This is a genomic window from Empedobacter brevis (genome assembly GCF_965118635.1).
In the GTDB taxonomy this organism is placed as follows: domain Bacteria; phylum Bacteroidota; class Bacteroidia; order Flavobacteriales; family Weeksellaceae; genus Empedobacter; species Empedobacter brevis_A.
The window spans coordinates 82,767-102,405 of sequence record NZ_CBCPHV010000007.1 but is presented as its reverse complement, the minus strand read 5'-3'; the positions used below and the strand labels follow the sequence as shown (position 1 = coordinate 102,405).

At 28.3% G+C, this 19,639-nt stretch carries 19 protein-coding genes; 1 reads left to right on the top strand and 18 read right to left on the bottom strand.

Annotation, left to right across the window (positions count from 1 at the left end; genetic code table 11):
• Positions 1-22: 22 nt before the first annotated feature.
• The 4 genes from ACMHJW_RS10925 to ACMHJW_RS10910 all read right to left on the bottom strand — a co-directional run bounded on the left by ACMHJW_RS10925 (position 23) and on the right by ACMHJW_RS10910 (position 5,150).
• The gene (locus ACMHJW_RS10925) at positions 23-2,278 is read right to left on the bottom strand and encodes a CotH kinase family protein (RefSeq protein WP_413533446.1); all 2,256 of its coding nucleotides are present in this window, start codon (positions 2,276-2,278) and stop codon (positions 23-25) included.
• Between the two features lie 111 nt (positions 2,279-2,389).
• Positions 2,390-3,385, bottom strand: coding sequence for an aspartate-semialdehyde dehydrogenase (locus tag ACMHJW_RS10920; protein ID WP_413533445.1), 996 nt, complete (start codon positions 3,383-3,385; stop codon positions 2,390-2,392).
• 253 nt (positions 3,386-3,638) lie between these two features.
• Positions 3,639-4,667 carry a T9SS type A sorting domain-containing protein gene (locus tag ACMHJW_RS10915; RefSeq protein ID WP_413533444.1) on the bottom strand — a complete coding sequence of 343 codons (1,029 nt, stop codon included), beginning with the start codon at positions 4,665-4,667 and terminating at the stop codon, positions 3,639-3,641.
• A gap of 72 nt (positions 4,668-4,739) precedes the next feature.
• Complete coding sequence (locus tag ACMHJW_RS10910; protein ID WP_413533443.1) at positions 4,740-5,150, bottom strand: BrxA/BrxB family bacilliredoxin; 411 nt, start codon at positions 5,148-5,150, stop codon at positions 4,740-4,742.
• Positions 5,151-5,262: 112 nt separating this feature from the next.
• Here ACMHJW_RS10910 and rnpA point away from each other — a divergent pair, with 112 nt between their 5' ends.
• A complete protein-coding gene (gene rnpA, locus ACMHJW_RS10905) occupies positions 5,263-5,643 on the top strand; it encodes a ribonuclease P protein component (RefSeq protein ID WP_413533442.1) in 381 nt (126 codons plus the stop codon).
• Positions 5,644-5,687: 44 nt separating this feature from the next.
• On the opposite strand, the gene ACMHJW_RS10900 is transcribed toward rnpA, so the two are convergent.
• The 14 genes from ACMHJW_RS10900 to ACMHJW_RS10835 form a co-directional block, all read right to left on the bottom strand.
• Positions 5,688-5,888: a hypothetical protein gene (locus ACMHJW_RS10900; RefSeq protein WP_413533441.1), complete on the bottom strand. Its 201-nt coding sequence runs from the start codon at positions 5,886-5,888 to the stop codon at positions 5,688-5,690.
• A gap of 13 nt (positions 5,889-5,901) precedes the next feature.
• Positions 5,902-6,516, bottom strand: coding sequence for a MarC family protein (locus tag ACMHJW_RS10895; protein ID WP_413533440.1), 615 nt, complete (start codon positions 6,514-6,516; stop codon positions 5,902-5,904).
• A gap of 81 nt (positions 6,517-6,597) precedes the next feature.
• The gene (locus ACMHJW_RS10890; RefSeq protein WP_413533439.1) at positions 6,598-7,353 is read right to left on the bottom strand and encodes a LytR/AlgR family response regulator transcription factor; all 756 of its coding nucleotides are present in this window, start codon (positions 7,351-7,353) and stop codon (positions 6,598-6,600) included.
• Between the two features lie 15 nt (positions 7,354-7,368).
• Positions 7,369-8,082: a CPBP family intramembrane glutamic endopeptidase gene (locus tag ACMHJW_RS10885; protein WP_413533438.1), complete on the bottom strand. Its 714-nt coding sequence runs from the start codon at positions 8,080-8,082 to the stop codon at positions 7,369-7,371.
• Positions 8,083-9,603 (bottom strand): histidine kinase, encoded by a 1,521-nt coding sequence (locus ACMHJW_RS10880; RefSeq protein ID WP_413533437.1) that lies wholly within the window; start codon positions 9,601-9,603, stop codon positions 8,083-8,085. It lies immediately after the preceding gene.
• Positions 9,604-9,669: 66 nt separating this feature from the next.
• Complete coding sequence (locus tag ACMHJW_RS10875) at positions 9,670-9,876, bottom strand: hypothetical protein (protein WP_413533436.1); 207 nt, start codon at positions 9,874-9,876, stop codon at positions 9,670-9,672.
• Between the two features lie 164 nt (positions 9,877-10,040).
• Complete coding sequence (locus tag ACMHJW_RS10870) at positions 10,041-11,834, bottom strand: BatD family protein (RefSeq protein WP_413533435.1); 1,794 nt, start codon at positions 11,832-11,834, stop codon at positions 10,041-10,043.
• Positions 11,834-12,691, bottom strand: coding sequence for a tetratricopeptide repeat protein (locus tag ACMHJW_RS10865; RefSeq protein WP_413533434.1), 858 nt, complete (start codon positions 12,689-12,691; stop codon positions 11,834-11,836). Before ACMHJW_RS10865 ends, ACMHJW_RS10870 begins: the two co-directional genes overlap by 1 nt.
• Positions 12,692-12,708: 17 nt before the next feature.
• On the bottom strand, positions 12,709-13,719 hold the full coding sequence (locus ACMHJW_RS10860; RefSeq protein ID WP_413533433.1) for a vWA domain-containing protein: 1,011 nt from the start codon (positions 13,717-13,719) through the stop codon (positions 12,709-12,711).
• Entirely contained in the window at positions 13,719-14,735 is a 1,017-nt protein-coding gene (locus ACMHJW_RS10855) for a vWA domain-containing protein (RefSeq protein WP_413533432.1), read from the bottom strand. The genes ACMHJW_RS10860 and ACMHJW_RS10855 overlap by 1 nt, the downstream gene beginning before the upstream one ends.
• 2 nt (positions 14,736-14,737) lie before the next feature.
• Positions 14,738-15,703, bottom strand: a complete 966-nt coding sequence (locus ACMHJW_RS10850; RefSeq protein WP_413533431.1) for a BatD family protein — start codon at positions 15,701-15,703, stop codon at positions 14,738-14,740.
• Positions 15,703-16,575, bottom strand: a complete 873-nt coding sequence (locus tag ACMHJW_RS10845; RefSeq protein WP_413533430.1) for a DUF58 domain-containing protein — start codon at positions 16,573-16,575, stop codon at positions 15,703-15,705. Before ACMHJW_RS10845 ends, ACMHJW_RS10850 begins: the two co-directional genes overlap by 1 nt.
• Positions 16,576-16,600: 25 nt before the next feature.
• The gene (locus ACMHJW_RS10840) at positions 16,601-17,602 is read right to left on the bottom strand and encodes an AAA family ATPase (RefSeq protein ID WP_413533457.1); all 1,002 of its coding nucleotides are present in this window, start codon (positions 17,600-17,602) and stop codon (positions 16,601-16,603) included.
• A 274-nt stretch (positions 17,603-17,876) separates the two neighbouring features.
• On the bottom strand, positions 17,877-19,634 hold the full coding sequence (locus tag ACMHJW_RS10835; RefSeq protein ID WP_413533429.1) for a hypothetical protein: 1,758 nt from the start codon (positions 19,632-19,634) through the stop codon (positions 17,877-17,879).
• Between the last annotated feature and the right edge of the window lie 5 nt (positions 19,635-19,639).

The following is a 19,639-nucleotide window of genomic DNA, read 5'->3' as shown; positions in this document are numbered from 1 at the left end:
CGCTGTTTAGCGACTTTTTCTATTATTTTTTTATAAATTTTTTAGTTATCCTTTTATTATCTTGAGTTAACTGGATAATGTATACACCCTGTTTAAGTTTGCTAACATTTATTTGTTGATTATTTGTTGAGTTATGTTCAACAGTTTGTCCAATAATATTTGATATCTTATATTCAATTTTACTTTTAGAACTTGATACTACGTTTAATATCTCTTGTACTGGATTCGGATAGATCATAAAATCAACTTTATCTAAGTCGCCAATTCCTAAAGTTTTTTCAAAAATAGCTTTCACATAAAAGTTTTGTGAAGGATTGATTATAATTTTTTGATCATTAGATTCTAAATCACCTTCCCAATGAGAAAATTTATATCCTGGTAATGCAATTGCTTCTAATGTTACTGGAACAGATTTGAAATAATCTCCGCTCCAATTTTGATAATCTTCTTCAATACCAATTGTTGAATTGTTAATTTCTATCGTATTAACTTTTACAAAACCTTGTTCTTTGTTATTTATTTGAGTTGTTAATTTATAATTTCCTTCAAGATTAAAATAATCCGTTAAATGCTTTTTCTGAAAATCTGGACGTAATCTTGCAAATTTTCTCATTAATTCAACACTAGCTTCCCAATCATCCATTGAATTTATAAAATTCCAACGTTTAATGTTTTTAGGCATTTCTTGACGAATATTATTTTGCATTAAGTTAATCAAGTTTATAACATGATTTTCTTTATAAGTTGTGTTTAATAAGTCTGAAAAACGATTGATGAAATAGTTTTTAAAACTTTCATTTTTTAATAATCCTATCAAAATATGGTTTTCATATTTTTCTCCTAAATAATTATTTGAAGATATTGCTTGCTCTAATGTATTGTGCGTATAAGAGTTTGGTACCCAATATTGGTTCCCGTTGAAACTTACATCCAAATCTTTCATTAACCATCTGAATCTTCCGTCTTGCCCATAAGCTGCTTTTGGAGAATAAGAAACTCTTTTTCTAAAAAATTCATTGTTATTATATGGCCAATCATAATTTGCTACAAAAATCTGTGCTATATGATAATCTGAAAAATTTATTTCATCTACGTATGTTACAGCTTTTTGATAATTTTCATTACTTGATAAATCATTATTTTTAAAAAAATTTAGTGTTTCATTATAAAAATTAAGATCACCAATTGAAGCTTCAACAACATGTGTTTGTTCTATATAATCAATTTCTTTTTCTTTGATTCCATAAATCTCTTCCAAATATTTTTCATCAAATCTTTCTCTTAAATTATAAATCCCATAATATTCTCCGTTAATAAAGCTTACAACAGGTTGATAATTTTGCGTATCAAAATTCAAATGTTCGTTCAATTTCTGAGCAAAAGCATCTCTAAATAAAGTAAGAGATGTATCTTGTCCTGAATTTCTTAAAATTAATCGTTTGAATTTATTAATATCATAATCTTTAAAAAATTTATATTTTAAATCCTTCTTACCATAGTCTGATTTCGCATAAATACGAAATGATCTATTTTTGAAATGTCTTGAGCCATTTCCATGATTTCGAACTCCTACTGTTTGATTAATTTTTTCTTTTTGATCAACTAAATAAATAAAGTTTACAGGAGCTTCTGATGAAGAACCAGATTCCCAATAATTAGCTGAAGTCCATGATCCAGCTATATCAGTAGAATTCGTTAATCTCCAATCATCAAATTTTTTACCTGCTACAAATAATCCTTTTTCATAACCAAATAAAGCATCATCGTTTACACTAATACTAACTACAGGTAAGGTATATGCTTTGTTTATAAAATATACATTGGTAATTGTTTCTGAATAAGACTTATTATCCTTATAAGCCTTAGCTCTTACTACAAAACCTTTGTCCATCTTTTCTGTTGGGAAGTACTGATTTTTTTGAAATGATGTTGATATATTCGAAATTCTATTCTCCTCATTAGATCTATCATATACTTGAATTGAATTTGAATATAAATTCGATTTTAGTGTATTTTCAAAAAATTCAAAAGGAAGATCTTCCGCAAATTCTGGATATTGTTTTTTATATCGATAAGTTTTTCCTTCTAAATTAAGAATATCTGGATCTGAAGAATCAATTGTATAAATAATTTTAACATCAGGATCTGAATGTGATAATTCTAAATTGAATTCTTTATTATAAAAACCACTTGTTTTAGAAAATTTGGGAGGATCTAATGTTTGTCCAAAGACAAAAATTATAAAATTAAAAAAAAGAATAGTAAATAGATTTTTCATATAATTTATTGTTAGTCTTAACCAAAAATAAATTATTTTTTCCAAAAAAATCTGATATAATGTATTTTATATCAGATTTTTTTCTTTTTTAGAGATTCTAAATTAAAAATTTTACTCTACTAATTTATTTTTCACCAAGTATTCGGCAATTTGTACAGCATTTGTTGCTGCTCCTTTTCTTAAATTATCTGCGACAATCCAACAATTTAAAGTATTTGCTTGAGACATATCACGACGAATACGTCCTACAAAAACATCATCTTTACCTTCTGAATAAAATGCCATAGGATAAGTATGTGTATCTGGATTATCTTGTAAAACAACTCCTTCTTGTTCTGATAATAATTTGCGAACTTCTGATAAATCAAAATCATTTTCAAATTCGATATTAACAGATTCCGAATGTCCTCCTTGCACCGGAACACGAACTGCAGTTGCGGTGATATTCATTTCATCAACACGCATAATTTTACGTGGTTCACGAGTCAGTTTTAATTCTTCTTTTGTATATCCTGTTTCTTCATCAAAAACATCACAATGTGGCAATGCATTTTTGAATATTTGATAAGGATAAACTTTTGCAACATCGCGTCCTTCTATTTCTCCATTCAATTGTTCTACAGCATCTTTTCCTGTTCCTGTAACAGATTGATAAGTAGAGACTACAACGCGTTTTATTCTATATTTTTTGTGTAAAGGATTTAAAACCATCACCAATTGAATTGTAGAACAATTAGGATTTGCAATTATTTTATCATTTGTTGTTAAAACATCTGCATTAATTTCTGGTACAACCAACGGACAATTAGGATCCATTCTCCAAGCTGAAGAATTATCAATTACAGTTGTTCCAACTTCTGCAAACTTAGGCGCCCACTGTTTGGAAGTTTCTCCACCTGCTGAAAAAATTGCGATATCTGGTCGCATTTCTACAGCATCCTGCATTGATACAATTTTGTATTCTTTTCCTTTGTACTCAATAGTTTTTCCTATTGATCTTTCTGATGCTACTGGGATAATTTCAGTGATTGGAAAATTTCTTTCTTCCAAAACTTGGAGCATAACTCTGCCGACCATTCCGGTAGCGCCTACGACTGCTATTCTCATTTGTTTATTAAATAATGTATTAAAAAAAATTTGAATTGCTAATTTACAGATAATTTTTGTACATTTTTCTCTCTTTCATAGCCTTAGCTTTATATTTGATATGATATATTTTATGTTATGATATTAATTCAGGAATTTAAACTTTTCATCGAATTAAAATTTATAAAACAGTTTTATATAAGAATTTTGAACATAAAAAAAGAGGAACATTATGTTCCACTTATATAATTTTATAAAATATTTCTCCAAAAATTTATTTTTTAATAATTTTTTCAATCTTCATTCCTTTATTTGTTTTAATTTTTAAAAGATAAACTCCATTTGGTAAAGACTGAATATCAATTATTGATGATTTACTATCAACATATTTAACTGTTCTTCCTGTTAAATCTCCAATTGTTATTGATTCTATTTTTTCTGATGATGTGTTATTTATATTTATAAAATCTGAAACTGGATTAGGATATATTTTTATCGAAGATTCTTTATCAATATCATTAATATTTAAAGAACCGTTCCCTAAAATAACATTATCTATTCTCAGTTTAGTAGAATTAGTAGAATTTGAATGCATAAAATCTATATAATTCGCTATTTGATCTTCTAATCCAGAAGAATTACGAGAAAAAACATTTTTACCATCTATATAATAATTAACCTTATTGGGTTTATATTCTATTTTGACTTTATACCATGTGTTGTTAGAAATTTTGACACCAGAAGATACAAAATTATTTGTATTAAAATCTGAAATATAAATCGTTCTATCATCTGAGAATACAGTTATTTGATCACGATAAAATCTTTTTTCAAAATCTGAAACTGAAATTTGATACATCGTTTTATTATCCATAATTGGCATCATAACAAACTCAATATTATCAGACGATAATGATTCCTTGTTATAAAAAGCTCCAATTGAGGCTGTAATTATATTATTATAAATTTGTTCTGGATATTGATCATCTATTGCTAGTGCTAGAGATTGTGATCCTTCATAATTAACATCGTTTACAACGAATTGATTGTTGTAGATATATCCTTCACTGTCTTCAGCACTATACCAAAAATTTTGCCCATCAATAGAACCTAGTTTAAATCCTTCAGATTCTTCAAAACCAAAAGCAGAATTATCTGCAATTCTTTTAGATGATTTTTTATTTAATTCAGAATTTGAACGATTTTTGTTTTCTATTTTTTGGTCAACTTTAACGTTTAAAACCATCTGAGCAAAGGAAAAAGAAAAAAATGTAGTTGTTAATAAAGTAAATATTTTCTTCATAATATTTTATTTTATAACAAGATACAAAAAAAGCGGAGAATACTCTCCGCTTTAAATTTATTAATTTTGAATTTAAGCAAATTCGTTGTAAGCTGCTTTCAAGTTTTCTGCAATAGCTTCTGCAGAATGTCCTTCGATGTGATGACGTTCTAACATATGTACTAATTCTCCATCTTTGAATAAAGCAACTGCTGGAGAACTTGGTGGAAATGGAGCAAAAAATTCGCGTGCTTTTGCTACAGCATCTTTGTCAAATCCTGCGAAAACTGTTGCTAAATGTGCAGGAACTTTTTCATTGTTCAATGACATTACAACACCAGGTCTTGCAGCACCTGCAGCACAACCACAAACACTATTTACCATTACTAAAGTTGTTCCTTCTTGTTTAATTGCAGCTTCTACTTGTTCTGGAGTTGTTAAATCTTCAAAACCATTAGATGTCAATTGTGCCTTCATTGGCATTACTATTTCTGCTGGATACATATTGTTCTTTTTTTGTTTTTAATAAAAATAAATTATTTTCAAAGCTACATAATTCTAAAACTTTTTAGAATACTTACTTTTGCAAATACAAATTTACGTAGAATTTAGCAATATGAAATTGACTTTTGGTAAGAATGAGAAACTTAAAAGCAGAAAAGCATTTGATGAATTATTTTCTGATGGAAAAACATTTGTTTCTCATCCAATTAGATTTGTCTATAAAATAAAGCCAAAAGAAGATTATAATATTCGAGTAGGAGTAAGCGTTTCGAAGAAAAAATTTAAACACGCAGTTGATCGTAATTTACTAAAACGCCGTGCAAAAGAAGCTTATAGATTGAATAAATTGTTGATTGAATTCTCTGAAAACTATTCGGTGGATTTGGTGATGATTTATACTTCTTCTAAGCATCAACCTTATGAAGTGATTGAAAAATCTATCAAAACTTTATTAGAAAAATTAAACGAAGCTATACAAACAAAAAAAGATTAATCCTCGGATTAATCTTTTTCATTTATTATAAATATTAAAACTGTTTATTTTTTAAGATTTGCTTGTAATTTGAAAAAACTAAAGTAAACTGATACTAAAATTAATCCGCAAACAGACGCTCCAATTCCTAAAACACTACGAAAGTTTTCTTCCGCTAAAAAACCAGTTTTATAATCCATCATATAAAGGTTATAACCTAATCCTATCAACAAAACTATTGTCGCGATATAAATATATGTTTTCATTTGATAATGAATTTTAAATTTTTATTTCATTCATAAATAATGCTCCAAGATTTGACGTAAATAATTTGATCGCAATTGATAATAAAATTACACCAAATACTTTTTTCAGCACCGATAAAACTTCAGGACCTAACCATCTTTCTAATCTTCCTGCAAATTTCAGCACCAAATATACGATTAACATATTTAAAATTATGGCAATTACAATGTTAATATCTGCAAATTGTGATCGAAGTGAAAGTACAGTTGTCAAAGAGCCTGCTCCTGCAACTAAAGGAAACGCAATAGGAACGATGGATGCAGAGTTAGATTCTACTCCTTTTTGGATTTCAATTCCTAAAATCATTTCCAAAGCGATGATAAAAATCACAAACGCTCCTGCTACTGCAAAAGATTGAACATCAACACCAACTAATTTTAGAATTTTTGTTCCAAAAAATAAAAAAGAAATCATCAAAATTCCTGCTGCAATAGCTGCTTTTTCTGATTGTATATGCCCAACTTTACTTCTTATTCCGACAATAACAGGAATACTTCCTAAAATATCAATAACGGCAAAAAGAACTGCGAAAGTTGTTCCTATTTGATTGAAAGAGAACTTCTCAAAAAAAGATGCAATGCTACTCATTATTATTAATGTTTTTGATAATTAATCCTACAAAAATAGAAGATTTTAGCAACAAATTTCTATATTTTATGAGAAATCCATTTAGTTTTCTAGCCAATTTTTAAAATCTGATACTTTTTCTCTACTTACAATCATATCTTGTTCATTATAAGTATTTAAAATTATTTTTAATCTTGAATTAGAATACATTGTTATTTCTTTAATAGCATCTAATTGGATAATTTGACTACGATTTATTCGAAAAAATTTCTTCGGATTGATTTGTTCTTCAACTTTGTCTAATGAAAAATCTACTAAATAATTTCTGTTTTCTTTTGTGTGAATATAAGTCGCTTTGTTTTCGCTAAAAAAACATTCGATATTCTCTGTTTCTATGATTTTAATAGATGTTCCAATCTTTATTGAAAAGCGTTCTTTAAATTTTTCTGTTTGATTTTTTGAGAAAAGATTTTTTAATTCATTGAGATTAAAATTTGAAGAAGAATTATGATATCGCTTTTCAAATTTTTCGATTGCAAATTTCAATTCCTCTTCATCAACAGGTTTCAGCAAATAATCGATCGAATTTAATTTGAAAGCTTTCAAGACATATTCATCATAAGCTGTTGTAAAAATAATGGCAGATGAAACATTAACTTGATTAAAAATCTCAAACGATAATCCATCTGATAATTGAATATCTAAGAAAATTAAATCAGGATTTGGATTATTTTGTAACCATAAAATACTTTCTTCAACTGAATGCAACATTTCATGAATTTCGTAACCTAATTTCTCAACTCGTCTTTTTAATAAACGTGCCGCAGGTTTTTCATCTTCTATAATTAGTATTTTCATGTTTTTTTAGTTAATTCAATCTATTAATTTTTTCGTAAAAATCTTATTCCAAACAAATAATAAAATAAGTATAATTATAAAGATTATCAAAGTTGCAAGATTATTTTTTGCCATTAAAGCATGAATGGTTGCAGGAACTATAATTGCTTTGGTTTGTAAGGTAGAAAAAGTTAATACAAAGGAAAAAATAACACATAATAGCATGAAAATTCCGAAACCACCAAATTGATTAAAATCTTTAAAAATTAATAGATGCCAAATTGCCCAAAATATTCCTGTTACAATACTTTTAATCATCCAAAAAATATTTCCTAAAGAATCATTTAAATATCCTCTCCATGTATATTCTTCTAAAATATCATAAAGTAACGTTACAGAAATAAAAATCGCTGCCCACAAATGTTTATTAATTCCATAATCATTAGAAATCCCGTAAATTGAATAACCAACAATCAATATAAATGGAAAAATTAATGATTTTAATCCCGCATTTCCTAAAATAGAAACCTCTTTTTTGACTTTTGAAAATTTATAGAAAAGTAAACTGATTATAAAAATAATCAAGCCATGATTCATATTCCAAGGCAATTGAAAATCGACTAAATTTCCAAAAATTAATTGTAAGAAATTGGAGCATTTACGAATTAGAAAAGTTCCTAATAATATTAAAACATAAAAAGTAAAAATTCTAATCCAATTTGTATGTTTTATTTGGTTGATCAAATTCATTTATTGCCATTTTTTATTTTGTTCTTTCTCCAAAATTTCTTTGGCTTTATTTTCTTCCCAGCCAGAACCATATGCGAAAACTTTTACAGCATTCAATCCAACTGCTAATCCCCAACCCAAAACTGGCCAATAAAACCACCAATGTCCGTTGCTTGTAACCAAATTGAGAATAAAAAGGAATAAACTGATCACAAGATAAGTTCCTAAATGTGTATAAAATTTTTTCAATTCTTTTGCGCGTTCTATCGCACGTTGATAAGCTTTTTCTTCGTCAATATTTTGTGTATTCATAACTGTGTTTTTTTGTGTTAATATAGGAAGTTCAACTCGAAAAAATTCTTCACTTTTTTTGATGTTTACTTCTCGATTCGAAATTAATTGATAACGATTAATAATATTTTTCAGTCCAATTCCTGTCGAATCTTTAATGGTTTCTTTTGGTTGAAAAGAATTTTCAATAATTAAGAAATTGTCTTTTTTATATATCTTAATTTTTAATGGTTTTTGTTCCGAAACAATATTATGTTTGATTGTATTTTCTAATAAAATCTGCAATGAAAGTGGAACAATAAATTCAGTTTCTGTGAATGTTGTAGGTTCTATTTCGAAATCGATGCTATTCTCAAATCTTAATTTTAAAAGATTAACATACGTTTTTGCAAAGTTTATTTCTTCTTGAATAGATACAACTTCTTTGTCTTTTTGTTCTAAAACATAACGATAAATCTTGGAAAGCGATGTTGTAAAATCTATCGCATTTTCTGGATTTTCTTCTATCAAACCAGTTAAAACATTCAAACTATTGAATAAAAAATGTGGATCTAATTGATTTTTTAATGTTTCGAATTGTGCTGTTGCTGTTTCTGCTTTTGTGGATTCGAGAACTATTTTATGTTCTAATTTATTCTTTTTACGATCGATGATATAGAATATAAACAAAAAGAAAACCGTGACAATTGCAACTAAAAGATAATTGATTGTGTGATCATAGAAAATATATTTTTGTAAAAGTAGATTCGCAAATTTTACAAAAACGTAGTACAAAACCATTGTATAAAAAATAGAACGTAAAAAATACTTTCCTATAATATTTTCTGGTTTTGACGATTCAGGAAAATCTGTTCTATACTCATTAAAAACACTTGTATTTACAAATGATGCAGCGATACTAAAGGAAAAATATCCAACAAAATATTTGAGTGCTTCTGGATGAAAGTATTGATAGAATGATACATTTGGCGATGTAAAAAATATCACGCTATAAATCAAAACATTTACAATAAATAGAATGAAAATATTACGAAGTATTAATTTTTTATCTGAAACAATAATTCCTTTTGTGAACTTGTAAATCACAAATCCTAAAGCTATAAACTTTATAGAATGTTCGACAAATAGTCCTAATTCAAACGAAGAAGAAATGGGAAAAATTGATTCACCTTCACTTAATACATAGATAAATAAAATCAGTGAAGTCAGAACAGAGAATATAATTATTAATGGTTTATTATAAGAATCCATATCAAGCAATTAAATTTATTAGCCAACAAATTATTTCGTGAATAAACTGAGCAACTAAAGCAATCATTATTGTACATTTTTACATTCATTATTCAACAACATTTCCTCATAATCTTTTCTGTATATTGGCTTTACAGCATTAAATAAAGCTAAAGATTTTTTTGCATTTTTACAATCTTGTGTACTATTCATTCTTTTATATTTCGAAACATTGTTATTGAATGTTGCGCAACTTAAAATAGAATGTTGATTATTTGGATTAACTATTTTCATGATTAGTGTTTTTTAGTTTGTTGAATCAAAGTTCTTGTAAACACTTTTTATTTGAAATTATATATTACCGAATTGTCATTTTTTGAGGATGAATTGTAGAAATAAAAAAGGGACAACTCAAAAAATTGAGATTGTCCCTTTTCAATATCTAAAAAAACTTGAATTTACTTTCGTAATAATTCTTCAGAAATATTTTGAGTTGCTTCAAAAACTTCTTCTAAATTTTGGTGCAAACCGCCAAAAGCATATTTAGCTTGGCGAGCATTGTTCAGTAACAATTTCCATTGCTCAACAGCTAATTCACTCACACCATTTTCGATTAATTTATTTACAATTATTTCATCAGAAAAATGAGCTAAATCTGTATTGGTTTTTAGCATCGCAATTTTACACAAAATATTTTCCTGCAATTGATAAAAATCTTTTTCATCATCTGCATTTATTTTTTGCTTCAATTCGTCCAATTCTACAGAAATCTGATTCGAATTTATCATTGGTTTTTCAACTAAAGTAAATTTTTGAGTTTCTGTTTTTGGTTGATAAGCTTCAAAATTACTTTGCTCGTTAAGAGGTTTTATTTTTGGTTCTATTATTTGCTTTTCTTTTGGATTATTTTTCTTTCTCATCAAGAATAAACTTCCAGCACTCAAAGCAATAACGCCGCCAGTTAACCACAACCAACCACTTTTTCCTTCTTTAACATCATTTGTTATTTCTTCTATTTTATCAGAAAATGTAGAATCTGAATTTTGAGCGGCTAAAGCAGAATCAGAAGAAGTTTTAGAACCTGAAACAGATAAATTAATCGAATCTGATTTCAATGTTACATACTTTTCTTTGGCAGGATCGAAATAGCTAAATTCTACAGGCGAAATCGTATATTCCCCACCATTATTAGGAACAAGAACTGTTTGCTCTGCAATTTTTCCTTTCATCCCTGTATCGTATGTTTTGTATGCATCGCGTTTTTTAGGTGCAAATTTTTCTAAATTTTTCGGTGTATTTATTTCTGGTAAATTAATCGTATTGAAATTTCCTGTACCAATAATTTCGACATCAAAATTTACACTTTCATTTGTTTTAACTTCTTTTTTATCAACCGAAGTATTCATTTTAAATTGTCCAACTGCACCGCTAAAGTTTTTTGGACGACCTTCTTCTGGTAATGCTTTTGCATTAATTACAACAGAATTACTACGAACTTCTACTGGTTCTGCACCATATGTTGTAGGTAAAATTACATCTACTGAAAAAGGATCGATTTCTATTTTTCCTGGTTTTTGAGGGAAAACGTAATAACGTGCAATTTCTTCTGAAAAATATTGTTTTCCTCCTACAATTTCTTGCTTTATATTTTCTGGCGAACTTTTTACAATTTTTGGACTTAATCCATCTAAATTTCCTTGACGAAAGTTTTGTTTACGATTGAGATAAGATAAATCTTTTACGTATAATTTTACTGATAAGCCAACTTGTTCATTAACATACGGATTTGTTTTTGAAACTTTACTTTGTAAAAAAACAGGCTGTGAAGTATTGCTTCGAAAATTATTGTGCGCTAATCCTGTACCTTTTACGACAACATCAACAGGTTTTGAAGTATAGGTTTTTCCATTAATTACAATTTTAGCAGATCCGATACGATATTTACCTTCTTTTTCGGCTACAAAAGCTAATATAATTCCTTCTTCTATTACTCCTTTTCCATTAACATACGATACGTTTTGCGAACGTTGTTCCCCAACAATTTGCAATCCGTTGTGTGGCGGATATTTCATTGGTTGATCAATCGAATAACTATCTGTATTAGATTCGATAAAAAAGCCCACATTAAATGCTTCTCCTAAACTGATTTGCGTTTTGTCCGCTTCAGATTTAAAAGAAATTTGTTGTGCTAACGCTGTGATAGACGTTAAGGCAAACACTAAAAAGCTATTTAAAACATTTGTAGTTGTCATTACCAATCCTTAGATGTTGTTGTTCGTTGTTTTTCTGCTTTTTGCTGAATAATTTTTCGTTGTGTTTTGGCTTCTTGATTTTGTAATGCTTTTAGTAAACCATCGCCCAAATTATTCTTGGCATTATCTTGTTCTTTTCCATCTCCATTATTTCCTTGTTTTATTTCTGGAGACGAATTATTTCCCTGTCCTTTATTATTTCCATTTTCACCACCAGCTTTCGGATTTCCTCCTTTATTTTGCTGTTTTTGCTGATCAGATTGTTGATTTTGAGATTGATTCTGATTTTGCTTTTGGTTATTTTGGTTTTCTTGATTCTGTTTATTTTGTTGTTGTTCTTGCTTTTGTTGATCGTTTTGATTTTGCTGCTTTTGATCTTTATTATCCTTATTATTTTGATCTTTTTGCTTTTCTTGCTCTTTCTCTAACATTTTTTTTGCTAATGCATAATTGTAGCGAGTCGCATCATCTTTTGGATCATTTTTTAAGGCTTTCTTATAATTATCAACTGCATTTTGATAATCTTTTTCTTGCATAAAAGCATTTCCTAAATTGTGATAAGCTAAATGTTTATCATTTTTTGTTTTGGAAATCTCAGCAGAACGTTTGTAGTGCGTTATACTTTCTTTATACCTTTTCTGTTGAAATAAAGCATTTCCTAAATTATAATTTGCTTTGACAGAAGTTGGATCTTCCATTGTCGCTTTTTTATAAGCATATTCTGCATTATCAAATTTTCCTTTTTGATAATATTCATTTCCTTCAATAATGTAGCTTTTCGTTTTCGATTGACTATAACCAAAAACCGATAAAAGCATTATTCCTAAAAATCCTATTTGTTTAAAAAAGTACATCATCTTACCATACAAACTTACTATTTCTTTTTGTTAAAAATCTTATATTCAGATGTTAATAATTCCACAAAAAGTAAACAAACCGCTGCCGCTAAAAACCATTGAAATATATGATTCATATCTCTTGTTGTTGTGTTCGCAATTTCGTTTTTATCTAATCTTGCTTTGTACATTGATAAAGCCGATAAAGCATCTTGCGTATTATTTAAATGAATATATGTTCCATTCGTATCTTGTGCCAATTCTCGAAGATTTTTATCTTCTAGTTTTGTAATAACTGTGGATCCAGATTGATCTTTCTTATAATCTTCTGCATATCCATTATAATACATCGGAATTGGAGCTCCTTTATCAGTACCAACACCAACTGTTACAATATGAATTCCATTGTCTTTTGCAATTTTTACAGCTTGACTAACTGTATTTTCATTGTCTTCTCCATCAGAAATTAACACAATCAATTTACTTGCATTCGCCGATCCTTTGAATGTTTTTGCAGCTTCCTGAATTGCATTTAAGTAATTTGTTCCTTGACTCGAAATTAATTCTGTATTAACATTTTGCAAATAACTTTCTATTGCAGCATAATCATTTGTTAATGGAGATATTGTGTAAGCATTTGCAGCAAAAGCAATCAAAGAAGTACGATCTCCACCTAATTGATGTAGAGTTTCTGTGATTAATTTTGTTGCTTTTTCTAATCGAGAAGGCGCAACATCTTGTGCATTCATAGAACTTGATAAATCTAACAAGAAAACCATATCAATTCCTTCGCGTTTTACTTTTACATCACGTTCGCCATAAAGTGGATCCATTAATGCAATGACAATTAAAAATAAAGCCACACAAAAAGCAACGATTTTAAATCCATATCGTTTTGAAGATGTAATAGGGAAGACAAATGGAAATAAGTCTTTATCTGCAAATGTTTTCTTTACACGTTCGCGCCATTGAAATACTGTTATCGATAAAAATATAACGATAAACAATAGAATCATCAACCAAATATTATGTAATTCTCCCCACTGCATTAGATTAATTCTTTAAAAACGGTTCTTCGTAAAATTGCTTCTAATACTAATATTATAAAAGCAGGTAAGAGAAAACGTGCAAATAATTCGGTATAATTATAATATTTAACTTCATTAATTTCTGTTTTCTCGAGTTTGTCTATTTCATTATAGATTTTTTTCAAACTTTCATTATTCGTAGCACGAAAATATAATCCTCCAGTTTTATCAGCTATTTCTGTTAACAATTTTTCATCAATTTGTACAGGACGCATTTCAAAAACATAATCTCCTAACATATCGTAACCAACTGGCATAGGCGCCATTCCGTTTGATCCTATTCCTATTGTATAAACTTTTATTCCTTTTTCTTTTGCAATATCAGCAGCTTGTCTTGGCGAAATATACATTAAATCTCCAGAAGGATTTACACTTTCAACTCCGTCTGTTATTAAAATAGCAACTTTAGATTTTGCTTTACTATTTTTAAGATGATTTACTGCTGTTGCCAAACCAACTCCAATTGCTGTTCCATCTTCCAAGCTACCAGAATGCAACATTTCTATTTCTTGTGTTAACACATCTCGATCTGTAGTCAATGGAACTCTTGTTAAAGCTTCTCCGGAATATTCGACCAAACCAACTCGATCGGTTTTTCTTCCAAGAGAAAAATCTTTTGCAACATCTTTTAGTGCTGTTAAACGATCTGGTTTTAAATCGCGTGCTAACATACTTAATGAAGTATCTACTGTTAACATGATATCAACACCTTCATCCGATTTTACTTTAGTTGTAACATCTACATAACGTGGACGAGCCAAAGCGATAATACATAAAGACATCGCAATTATTCTTAATAAAAATAAAAGAGGTTTGTATGTCGCTAATGAACTTTTTGCTCCACCAAATGCTTTAAGAGATGGTAACTTTAAGGATGCTTTTTTTTGACTTGTTTTACGAATTTCTCTAAAAATAAAGAAAGGTAGAACAAGTAATAATAGTAATATCCAAGGATTTTGAAACTCAAAATTTAGCATTCCTAATTATTATTAAACTGTTTATATTTTTCTCCTGTTACCGTATCTTTTTTCAAATCTTCGTTTTCAGGAATTTCCAGAGGTTTTACTCGTTCCACAAATTCTTCCATCCAATTACGATGTAAATTAGTTGTAGAATCATCAAATTTTTGTTTTGCAAATTTTACCAAATCAGCATCAAACAAAAATTGTTTAAACTTTTCTATATCATCTGGCAAAATATCTTGTTTTGTGCCAATATATTTCACTAAATCTTCGGACAAAAGTTCTAAAGCAGAAAAATGATAGACTCTTCCTAAATATCGTCTGATTATAAAAGATAACTGTGTATAATATTCTTTTTGTTCTCCTCGCTTCAAATATTTTTTTGCATCCAAAGCTTTTAAACTTGCTTTTGCTTCATCATAAGGAGTTTTATAACTTTCTACTGAAGAAAGTTTAGATTTTGCACGAACATATAAAATAACTAAAACAATACCGATGATAAATAAAATCAACGCAATAATTCCGTACAACCAATACTTGTTCCAATAATCGCTCATCGAATATTGTTCTTCCATTACAGGTTTTATCGGAAAAATTACATTTTTTGTTGTATCAACTGCTATATCTTGAATTTCTATTTCAAGTTGTTTTGTTGTTAAATCTTTTCCATTTTTTTGAATGATAAATGATGGAATATTAAATTTTCCTGCATCATATCCTGTCAATTCCAAATGTTGTACAATTTCCGATTTACCATCTGTTTTTACAGTATCAAGTTTCTGATCTAAAACATCAATATGATAGTTTAAAGAATCTGCAATTGTAGGAAATACTACTTTATCTCCTTCTTTATAATCAACTTTTATTTCATATTTTATTGGTTCACCAATTTTTATTGTTGTATGATCTACTTTTGGTACTATTTGTTGTGCAAAAGAAAATTGAAGGATAAAAAAACTTCCTAAAAGCAATAAATTCTTCATTAGGCTTTATGACTTTTAAAGTAATTTAATAATGGACGAACATAATCTTCATCGGTACGAATACTTATTGCACCTGAATGATTTTTCTTGAAAATAGATTGATAACGTTGATCCAAATCATGGTAATATCTTGCATATTGTTCACGCAATTTTTTTGATGAAGTATCAATCAAACGAATTTCTCCTGTTTCATTATCTTGCACATGAACTAAACCAATATCAGGAAAAGATTGCTCTTTTTCGTCATATACTCTAATCGCGGTTACGTCATGTTTTTTAGCTACAATTCGCAATGCTTTTTCGTAATCTGAGGAATCAATAAAATCAGATAAAATAAAAACATTTGATTTTCGACGAACTAAATTCATAAATGTTTCTAAAGTTACGGCTAAATCAGTTTTTTTACTTTTTGGTTCGTACGAAACAATTTCTCTTACTAATCGCAAAACATGTTGTTTTCCTTTTTTTGGTGGAATAAATTTTTCGACTTGATCTGAATATAAAATCAAACCAACTTTATCGTTATATGTAATTGCCGAAAAAGCCAATGTTGCGCTCAATTCTGCAATTGTTTCCATTTTTATTTGTTTTCGAGTTCCAAAGTTTTCAGAATTGGAAACATCAACCAACAAAAACATTGTTAATTCGCGTTCTTCTTCAAAAACTTTTACATAAGGTTCGCTGTATCTTGCGGTTTTATTCCAATCGATATTACGAACATCATCACCATATTGATAAGGACGAATTTCACTAAAAATCATACCTCTTCCTTTGAATGAACTTTGATATTCACCCATAAAAAGGTTGCTTGCTTTGCGCTTGCTTTTTAGTTCAATACGTTTTACACGTTTGATGATTTCTTTTGCATCCAAAATTTAAATGATTTTAAATAATAGTTTAAGGAACTGGAACAACATTTAGAATATTGTCTATAATTTCTTCTGGCGAAACATTTTCTGCTTCTGCTTCGTAGCTAATTCCGATACGATGGCGCAATACATCTTTTGCCATTGCACGTACATCATCTGGAATAACATAAGCGCGTTTGCGTAGAAATGCATATACTTTAGAAGCTTGAGCCAAATTGATAGATCCACGAGGCGAAGAACCAAACGAAATCATTGGAACTAATTTTTCTAATCCAACTTTTTCTGGAAAACGAGTTGCGAAAATAATATCTAAAATATATTTTTCAATTTTTTCGTCCATATAAACTTGTTTCACCATTTCGCGAGCATCCAACAATTCTTGAATAGAAATTACTTTCTCAATTTTTGGAAACGATTGATTGATTGAATTTCTCAAGATCAAACGTTCTGCTTCAAATTCTGGATAAGTAATCACAGTTTTAATCATAAAACGGTCAACTTGTGCTTCTGGTAAAGGATAAGTTCCTTCTTGTTCTACCGGATTTTGTGTTGCCAAAACTAAGAAAGGCTTTGGTAATGGATATGTTTCGTCTCCAATTGTTACTTGACGTTCTTGCATTGCTTCTAACAAGGCAGATTGTACTTTTGCTGGAGAACGGTTAATCTCATCAGCCAAAACGAAGTTAGAGAAAATTGGACCTTTTTTTATTCTAAAGTCATTTTCTTTTACATTATAAATTAATGTTCCAACAACATCAGCAGGCAATAAATCTGGTGTAAATTGAATACGAGAAAACGAACCATCTACAGCTTCGGACAATGTTTTGATTGCTAAAGTTTTCGCTAATCCAGGAACACCTTCTAATAAAACGTGTCCATTTCCAAGTAATCCGATTAGTAGACTTTCTATCATTTTTTCTTGTCCAATAATTGTTTTATTGATTTCTGATGTCAACCTTGCAATGCTTTCGCTTTTTGCTTCTATTTGTTGGTTTAGTTGTTGTATATCCAAAATTTCGTTGAAATTAATGTTTATAATTATTGATTCAAATTTCCTCTAAAATTAACAAATACAATTCATTTAGAAATTAAAACTTTCATACAATATTGTTAAACTTTGTTAAGGCAAAAATAACATACGAAATCTTTGTAAACTACTATTTACAAATGAATTTCGTAATTTATAAACTGTTTATATTAATCGGAATAATTAAATATTTGTTTACGATTTACTTATATTTACTATTTAAAAAATACGTTTTAAAATTTTGATACAAGTAAACTGTAATTCAATACTTTTTTATCTATTCTTCTGGCATTGCTTGCCATCTTTTATAAAGATTGATAATGAAATAAAAACTCAATAAATATAAAATTGGATTGATGAAAAGAAAAATTTCTGCAAACTGTTGCAACATCAACAATTCTTTATTTGTTTGTCTCAAACCATAATCTTCTAATTCTACATTTGGATCATACAACATTTCTGCGCGCAAATCTGTATAAAAACTCAACATCACAATTCCTATATAAATATTAGTTGCAACAAACCAATTCAAATTAACACCTGTTAATATTTTATACTTTTTTGTTCTTAATCCAAGAATTGTAATCAAGATGAATGTAATGTAGAAAACTAATAAAATAATATAAGGCGTGAATTGTTTATATCCAAAACTTGATTCAATAGAAATACCAAAAACGCTTCCTAAAATCCCCAAAATTCCTGCTCCAATTAATGAAATTAACCAAACTTTGAATGAGCTAAATCTGAATGTGATGATAATAACAGTAACAATTAATGCCGCTAACAAATAATATTGAATATTTTCTAACCACGTTGAATTATATTTCGCAAATTCAATATTCTCATAAACCTTATTTAAACTACTTTGATTAATATAATCTTGAACCTTAGGTTTTTTTTCAACGCCATCCGTTTCATAAATCACTGACTCCGAACTGTTCAATTTATAATCAATAAAATAGTATGGATAACTCGGAAGGTAGTCGATCCATTTTTTATGCTCAAACTTATATCCAATTTCATTTTTCTTTAATAAACCTGTGTATTGGTCTAATAAATTTTCAATTGCTTTTCGATCATTTTTTTGTAATAAAGCAATCCATTGTTCATCATAAAATTGATGATTTAATGTAGAATCTTTCGGATTTTCAAATGCAAGTGAGCTATAATTATACAAACTCGCTAAATTGTAATAAATATCTGGTTTTCCTGAAGCATTTTCAGTACTTATTATACCTATTGCATAAGCCGAATCTACAGCTGTTTCAGTAGAATAAATCATTCCTTCTTGAAATGAAGACGTAGATGGATTATTCTTTTTTAGAGGTTGATAAGTTTGATTAAAAAGAATTTTATTATAACTTTTTCTTTGAGGAAAATGTTGTTGTAATAACGTTTCAAATTCAGAATTTCTGAAATAGGGATCTAAAAATGAATCATAGCTATTTTTCGGATTTTTCTTTAAAAATTTTCTCTTATTTACTTGATATAATTCTCTTGTTTCTTTTTCCGAAACCAACGAATCAAAAGCAGGAACAGTTAAATTTCTAGAAATATTGTTATATCCAAAATTTGATTGTAACGTGAAACCTTCCGCTCTGTTAATAATGTCAATATCTTTTAGATATTTTTTTTCAGACATATAATTTGAAACACGTAATTTCAAACCAGTTTTGAACGAATTTGGAACATAAAACATCAAAAATATAAGGAAGAAAACAGCTAAAAACTCTTTGAATAAATAATTCCTTGAAGTTGGATAATTAGATTTGAAACGATTATTTTTTACATAGAAATAAAGCCAAATTACGACGATAATAATTCCTAACAATAGATAATAAATACCAATTCCAGAATTAAAAAATACTTCATAAAGTTCGTTTTCTTGCAATTGAGATTTTTTATTAAAAAATAAAAATCCGTTGACAAAAGCAACAAAATTAAACATTAAAACCGCCAACAAAATCCAAATAAATTTCAGATTCCAAATCAGTGGATATTTTGTAATTAAAGTTTGATTTATTTTTTTGAACATAGTTA

Coding starts and splice junctions, on each gene's coding strand:
- ACMHJW_RS10925 (WP_413533446.1), bottom strand. CDS start 2,278: ATGAAAAATCTATTTACTATTCTTTTTTTTAATTTTATAATTTTTGTC.
- ACMHJW_RS10920 (WP_413533445.1), bottom strand. CDS start 3,385: ATGAGAATAGCAGTCGTAGGCGCTACCGGAATGGTCGGCAGAGTTATG.
- ACMHJW_RS10915 (WP_413533444.1), bottom strand. CDS start 4,667: ATGAAGAAAATATTTACTTTATTAACAACTACATTTTTTTCTTTTTCC.
- ACMHJW_RS10910 (WP_413533443.1), bottom strand. CDS start 5,150: ATGTATCCAGCAGAAATAGTAATGCCAATGAAGGCACAATTGACATCT.
- rnpA (WP_413533442.1), top strand. CDS start 5,263: ATGAAATTGACTTTTGGTAAGAATGAGAAACTTAAAAGCAGAAAAGCA.
- ACMHJW_RS10900 (WP_413533441.1), bottom strand. CDS start 5,888: ATGAAAACATATATTTATATCGCGACAATAGTTTTGTTGATAGGATTA.
- ACMHJW_RS10895 (WP_413533440.1), bottom strand. CDS start 6,516: ATGAGTAGCATTGCATCTTTTTTTGAGAAGTTCTCTTTCAATCAAATA.
- ACMHJW_RS10890 (WP_413533439.1), bottom strand. CDS start 7,353: ATGAAAATACTAATTATAGAAGATGAAAAACCTGCGGCACGTTTATTA.
- ACMHJW_RS10885 (WP_413533438.1), bottom strand. CDS start 8,082: ATGAATTTGATCAACCAAATAAAACATACAAATTGGATTAGAATTTTT.
- ACMHJW_RS10880 (WP_413533437.1), bottom strand. CDS start 9,603: ATGGATTCTTATAATAAACCATTAATAATTATATTCTCTGTTCTGACT.
- ACMHJW_RS10875 (WP_413533436.1), bottom strand. CDS start 9,876: ATGAAAATAGTTAATCCAAATAATCAACATTCTATTTTAAGTTGCGCA.
- ACMHJW_RS10870 (WP_413533435.1), bottom strand. CDS start 11,834: ATGACAACTACAAATGTTTTAAATAGCTTTTTAGTGTTTGCCTTAACG.
- ACMHJW_RS10865 (WP_413533434.1), bottom strand. CDS start 12,691: ATGATGTACTTTTTTAAACAAATAGGATTTTTAGGAATAATGCTTTTA.
- ACMHJW_RS10860 (WP_413533433.1), bottom strand. CDS start 13,719: ATGCAGTGGGGAGAATTACATAATATTTGGTTGATGATTCTATTGTTT.
- ACMHJW_RS10855 (WP_413533432.1), bottom strand. CDS start 14,735: ATGCTAAATTTTGAGTTTCAAAATCCTTGGATATTACTATTATTACTT.
- ACMHJW_RS10850 (WP_413533431.1), bottom strand. CDS start 15,703: ATGAAGAATTTATTGCTTTTAGGAAGTTTTTTTATCCTTCAATTTTCT.
- ACMHJW_RS10835 (WP_413533429.1), bottom strand. CDS start 19,634: ATGTTCAAAAAAATAAATCAAACTTTAATTACAAAATATCCACTGATT.